Origin of the sequence: Paenibacillus wuxiensis, assembly GCF_040195695.1 — a bacterium.
GTDB classification, from domain to species: domain Bacteria; phylum Bacillota; class Bacilli; order Paenibacillales; family Paenibacillaceae; genus Paenibacillus_B; species Paenibacillus_B suaedae.
Genome location: NZ_JBEFZI010000047.1, coordinates 1 through 506 on the forward strand (window position 1 = coordinate 1; position 506 = coordinate 506).

1 protein-coding gene is annotated in these 506 nt (G+C 45.5%); it reads right to left on the minus strand.

Features of this window, described 5'->3' with window-relative positions:
• The coding region (locus ABN764_RS29525) for a transposase (protein WP_446673868.1) at window positions 1-506 on the minus strand (506 nt) is incomplete at both ends.

Here is a 506-nt window from a genome sequence, read left to right on the forward strand (position 1 = left end):
CACGTCCACAAATCCGCCTGCGTATCATACTTCCAGTTGTCGATTCTGCTAATGTCCTGTTGCCACTTCTTTGATTTCTCTTTGTGGTACGTGCTGTATTTGACGATGGCCTCTACGTTTTCTTGCTCCAAATAGGCGTAGTTCTCTTCGCTTCCATAACCAGCATCTGCTATAACTGTTCCTGGGAGCTTTCCTAATGCGCACTTCACTTTCTGTAAATGGGGCTTCATGCAACGTGTGTCGGTAGGCCGCTGATGCAAACTGTATCCGACAATGAATTGATCCTCTGTGCCGATCTGTACATTATAGCCGGGCTTGAGCTGGCCATTCTTCATATGATCTTCTTTCATTCGCATAAAGGTAGCGTCCGGGTCGGTTTTGCTGTAGCTATTCCTTTCTCCAAGCACTTCCTGGTGATGTTCGTAGCTTTTTAATCGCGGCAAAAAATCTTTACGCAACAACCGAACTGCTTTTTTTAGTGGTTTATCTTTTGGTTGTTCCTGCAG